This window comes from Photobacterium sanguinicancri (genome assembly GCF_002265265.1).
Taxonomy (GTDB): Bacteria; Pseudomonadota; Gammaproteobacteria; order Enterobacterales; family Vibrionaceae; genus Photobacterium; species Photobacterium sanguinicancri.
This window is the reverse complement of sequence record NZ_NOIF01000259.1, coordinates 1-5,025: the sequence shown is the minus strand read 5'-3', so window position 1 is coordinate 5,025 and position 5,025 is coordinate 1. Positions and strand designations below refer to the sequence as shown.

Annotated in this window: 5 protein-coding genes; all 5 read left to right on the top strand. The window is 44.4% G+C overall.

The window, feature by feature from the left end; genetic code table 11:
- Positions 1-145: 145 nt before the first annotated feature.
- Genes ASV53_RS22580 through ASV53_RS22560 form a run of 5 tightly spaced genes read left to right on the top strand, consistent with a single transcriptional unit; the run spans position 146 to position 4,715 of the window.
- The gene (locus tag ASV53_RS22580; RefSeq protein ID WP_189337946.1) at positions 146-958 is read left to right on the top strand and encodes an ABC transporter substrate-binding protein; all 813 of its coding nucleotides are present in this window, start codon (positions 146-148) and stop codon (positions 956-958) included.
- Positions 958-1,659: an ABC transporter permease gene (locus ASV53_RS22575; RefSeq protein WP_094958775.1), complete on the top strand. Its 702-nt coding sequence runs from the start codon at positions 958-960 to the stop codon at positions 1,657-1,659. Before ASV53_RS22580 ends, ASV53_RS22575 begins: the two co-directional genes overlap by 1 nt.
- Positions 1,660-1,674: 15 nt before the next feature.
- Positions 1,675-2,379: an ABC transporter ATP-binding protein gene (locus ASV53_RS22570; RefSeq protein WP_062690584.1), complete on the top strand. Its 705-nt coding sequence runs from the start codon at positions 1,675-1,677 to the stop codon at positions 2,377-2,379.
- Complete coding sequence (mobA, locus tag ASV53_RS22565) at positions 2,366-2,959, top strand: molybdenum cofactor guanylyltransferase MobA (RefSeq protein WP_094958774.1); 594 nt, start codon at positions 2,366-2,368, stop codon at positions 2,957-2,959. Before ASV53_RS22570 ends, mobA begins: the two co-directional genes overlap by 14 nt.
- The gene (locus tag ASV53_RS22560) at positions 2,946-4,715 is read left to right on the top strand and encodes a bifunctional molybdopterin-guanine dinucleotide biosynthesis adaptor protein MobB/molybdopterin molybdotransferase MoeA (protein ID WP_094958773.1); all 1,770 of its coding nucleotides are present in this window, start codon (positions 2,946-2,948) and stop codon (positions 4,713-4,715) included. The genes mobA and ASV53_RS22560 overlap by 14 nt, the downstream gene beginning before the upstream one ends.
- The last annotated feature ends 310 nt before the right edge of the window (positions 4,716-5,025 follow it).

Genomic DNA, 5,025 nt, shown 5'->3' with positions numbered 1-5,025 from the left:
CGGCAGCGTCAGATGGTTATAAGAGACAAATATAATGCGAAATTGTTAAGTTGGCATTGCTATTGCTTATAGTGCGCCATAGGGCGGGGTTATTTAGATAGCAACGCTAAGCATTCAACCAATGACATACTTGTCAGGAAGACCTATGAAACTATTACAAACAACACTTGTTATTCTTTCTCTTACCACTGCAGCTGCTGTTCATGCTGCCGACGAGATGAAGATCCGTCTTGCTACAACAACCAGTACTTACCACTCTGGCTTGCTTGACTATCTTCTTCCTGAATTCAAGAAAGACACAGGTTACACCGTTGAAGTATTAGCGGCAGGTACAGGTAAATCACTGCGTATGGGCCAAAACGGTGACGTTGATCTTGTGATGACGCATGCGCCAAAAGCTGAAGCTAAGTTTGTTGACGAAGGCTACGGTGTGCTTCCACGTAAATTAATGTATAACGATTTTGTTGTTGTTGGTCCAAATAACGATCCAGCAAAAATCGAAGGCATGAAAGACGTTACCAAAGCTCTGAAAAACATTGTGAGCTACAACGCAACATTTGTTTCTCGTGGTGATGATTCCGGCACGCACAAAAAAGAACTAAACTTGTGGAAACAAACACAAATCGAACCAAACTTTGGTGGCTATAAGTCGGTTGGCCAAGGCATGGGTCCAACGCTAAACATGGCTTCTGAGCTACAAGCGTACACAATGACAGACCGCGGTACTTGGCTGGCTTACCAAAACAAACTTGACCTATCAATTATGGTGCAAGGTGATAAGCGCTTATTCAACCCTTATCAAGTAATTCTGGTTAACCCAAGCCGCTACCCAGACATTAACTACCAAGGTGCGAAAACATTCAGTGATTGGCTTGTGAATCCAAAAGCACAAGCAATGATCAATGGTTATCAACGTCATGGAGAGCAACTATTCGTTGCTGATGCTATCACTAAATAATGAATCTTTGGTTAACAACCCAAGAAGCTGTGCAACTGCTCCTCAGTGGTGATACTGCCCTGTGGAGCATTGTTGGCGTTTCTTTCTCAGTTTCTTTACTGGCAATAGCAACAGTGCTATTGCCATCTTTACTTATTGGCTTTGCTTTGGCGTATGGGAAATTTCCCGGACGTTGGGTCATTTTGTCTCTCATTAACACTTTCCAATCGATACCAACCGTTGTTATCGGTTTATTGCTGTACATGCTGCTGTCTCGGGCTGGGCCGTTAGGTGACTGGAAGTTATTGTTTACTCAAGAAGCGATGATCTTGGGGCAAATCTTTATTTGTTTTCCCATTTTAGTCTCAATGATGCATGCCGCCTTTCAAAACAGTGACAAACGTGCATGGGAAACTGCCCTTACACTTGGGGCTAGTCTGCCAAAAGCTTTTTTAAGTTTGATGTGGGAAAGTCGCTTCCCACTATTGGCCGCGATAATCGCAGCATTTAGCCGTATAATTACAGAAGTGGGTTGTTCAATGATGGTGGGTGGGAACATTCTTAATGCGACCCGTAATATCCCAACGGCCATTGCACTAGAGAGTTCAAAAGGCGCATTTGCGCAAGGTGTCGCGCTAGGGATTGTGTTACTCCTATTAGCTCTAGGGCTAAACTTCTTTTTATCTGTTGCCCGTGGCAAAGCTCACTTGCGCACAAATTAAGTTGAGGAGCTGGTAATGTCTCAAATTTCAATTCAAGCACACGACCTGTCAATGCGTTACAAAGATCGTCTGCTTTTTCACGTCCCTCAACTTAACATTGGCCCTCAAGAAGCCATTTATTTAAGTGGTGATAACGGCGTGGGTAAAACTACTCTACTAAAGATTTTGTCGGGGCTACAAAAGCCAACCACTGGCCACGTCAATCTACAAAACCAATCTTGGACTTCGCGACTATTTAAAAGTCAGCGCAGCGGCGGTGTGATTTACATGCATCAAACCCCCTACATGTTTGATGGTAGTGTGTTTGATAACGTATGCTACGGTTTAAAATATCGGTTCAGTGATCGTCACTCGCAACGCAGTGAAGTCATCAATGCGTTACGCTTAGTCGGGCTTGAAACATTGGCTAATGAACATATTTCTGTATTATCAGGTGGTGAACGCCAACGCGTTGCAATGGCACGCGCTTGGGTATTAAAACCTAGCGTATTGCTGATGGATGAGTCCAGCGCCAGCCTTGATGCAGAATCCACTGAGCGCCAAGTGTTATTAGCTGAAGATTTATTAGAGCGTGGTGCTAGCCTTGTTATTACAAGCCACCAACAAAACGCACTGACTAAGCTCTGCCGTCGACACTGGACAATCTCACATAATAAATTAGTCGAACGAGCCGATTTACAACTCGTCAATGAGGACAAAAATCACTATGCCTTTGCCTGAAAAGACAAGCTGGGTAATTTTGGCTGGCGGACAAGCCAGCCGTATGGGGGGCAACGATAAAGGATTAGTCTCTCTTAATAACCGCACAATGATAGAGCATGTTATTGACATTCTCGCCGCACAAACACAACACATCACCATCAATGCCAACCGTAATCATGATAAATACCAAGCGTTTGGGGCAGTCTTTGGTGATCAAATAAAAGACTACCCCGGCCCCTTAGGCGGTATGCATGCCGCTCTGCATACACTCGACAATGAATGGATCGGTTTTGTACCTTGCGATTGCCCGCAACTGCCTTCAGACCTTGTTGAACGTATGTCTCAAGCCTGTGATGCCTCTACCGATATTGCTGTCGCTCATGATGGTGAACATATCCAACCTGTCGTTACCCTACTCCATCGTCGCATTCTCCCTAAGCTGGAAGCCTTTCTGGCCAATGGCGACAGGAAAATCATTTTACTGTACCGCCAATGCAATATGATAACTGTCGATTTTAGCGACCAGCCTAACGCGTTTGTAAATCTTAATACGCCAGAAGAACTCCAACAATTTGGGAAACAACATGAGTCAAATTAGCGCTTCTTTACCTTTACTGGGCTTTGCGGCCTTTAGTGGAACAGGCAAAACGACGTTATTAGAAGCTATGCTGCCAAAACTGGTTGAGCGTGGCATTCGTATTGCCGTGATTAAACATGCTCACCATAACTTCGATATCGATCAAGAAGGTAAAGACAGCTACCGTTTACGCAAAGCTGGTGCTTCTCAGATGTTGATTTCTTCGCGCTACCGCCGAGCCTTAGTCACTGAAACGCCAGAAGAAGAAGCTAACCTTCCTCAGCTAATTGCCCAATTAGATCAAACCGCACTGGATTTAATTTTGGTTGAAGGATTTAAAAAACTCGACTTCCCAAAAATTGAATTGCACCGTGAAGAAGTCGGCAAACCTTGGCTGCACCCTGACGACAGCAATATTATCGCCGTTGCCGCTAACATCCCTGCAAACACACATCTACCGCAAATGGACATCAACAATCTCGATCAGATCACTGATTTTGTTGTCAATTTTGCTCAAGGCACGTTAGAAAAACCGAGCCTAGATTGCAGTGATGTAAACAATAGCGACATGTTATCGGTTGACGAAGGTCGCGCTAAGATTTCAGATCAAATCGTAACGTCGCCTCGTGAGGTCGCTGTATCGCTTGAAAATGCGCTGGGACAGATTGTCGCACAAGATATTTTATCACCAGTAAATGTTCCACAGCACACGAATTCAGCAATGGATGGCTATGCGATTCGAGGATCTGACTGCGAGCTAGAATCTTTTACTGTTGTCGGTCAAGTGATGGCTGGCCACTGCTATGACAAGCCACTTGAAGCAGGCCAAGCTGTTCGTATTATGACTGGCGCACCCGTGCCCCAAGGTGCTGACACCGTAATTATGCGTGAACAGGCAGAGCAAACAGACGACCTTGTGCGCTTTGATACCACTCAATTTGGCATTAAAAAAGGACAAAACGTACGTCAAGCAGGAGAAGACCTCGCATTAGGCCAAGTCGCCATCGCTGCTGGCAGTGTAATTACAGCTCCAGAGGTCGGTATGATTGCCTCTTTGGGCCTTAATAACGTCACCATCACGCAACCACTAAAGGTTGCTATCTTCTCAACAGGCGATGAAGTACAGCAACCCGGTGAGACACAAAAAGAAAACTGTATTTACGATTCTAACCGCTTCACCCTGCAAGCAATGCTTTCTAAAATTGGCTGTGAGGTGATTGACTTCGGTATCATTGAAGACAACGAAACATCACTTCAAACCACGCTGAATGCGGCGAGCGAACAAGCTGATATGATTTTATCATCTGGTGGTGTTTCTGTAGGCGATGCGGACTACATCAAAACTGTGCTTGATGCTTTAGGTCAAATAAACTTCTGGCGTATCAACATGCGTCCTGGCCGCCCACTCGCGTTCGGTCAAATTAAAGACACACCATTTTTCGGATTACCGGGTAACCCTGTCGCTGTCATCGTCGCTTTCTTACAGTTTGTAGAGCCAGCACTACGCAAGATGCAAGGTTGTAATTGGCAACCAACTTGCTACACAGCGATTGCCACAGAAAAACTGCGTTCACGCCCTGGCCGTACTGAATATACTCGTGGAATTTACCAACTCGATGCCAATGGACGACTCACGGTACAATCAACAGGACAACAAGGCTCGGGGATTTTACGCTCAATGAGTGAAGCGAATTGTTTGATAGAAATTTTGCCGGAACAGCCAAATGCGGAAGTTGGTGACAAGGTCAGAGTGATCCCATTAACGGGTCGAATTTAATACTGATGAAAGCGGTAATAGAAAATACCAACTAGGGATGAGACGATCTTTTTAGCCTTAAATGGAATAATGTACCTATTACTCTGACTAATATTTTTGCGCTCAACAAGTAACGATAGCTACTTGTTGAGCGCTTTTTTATTTGTAGCTTCCTTGCTACTTTATTTTTCCTTTGGCTTCTACACGTCTAGAAGATGGTTATCTGTTATCTGTCTTATTTTATTTGTTAGAACAGAGCATAACCTAGCCAATTCTATTTAAGTGTCTGTTTTCGTTATGGTGATATAATACATAATTATTCCACTCGTTG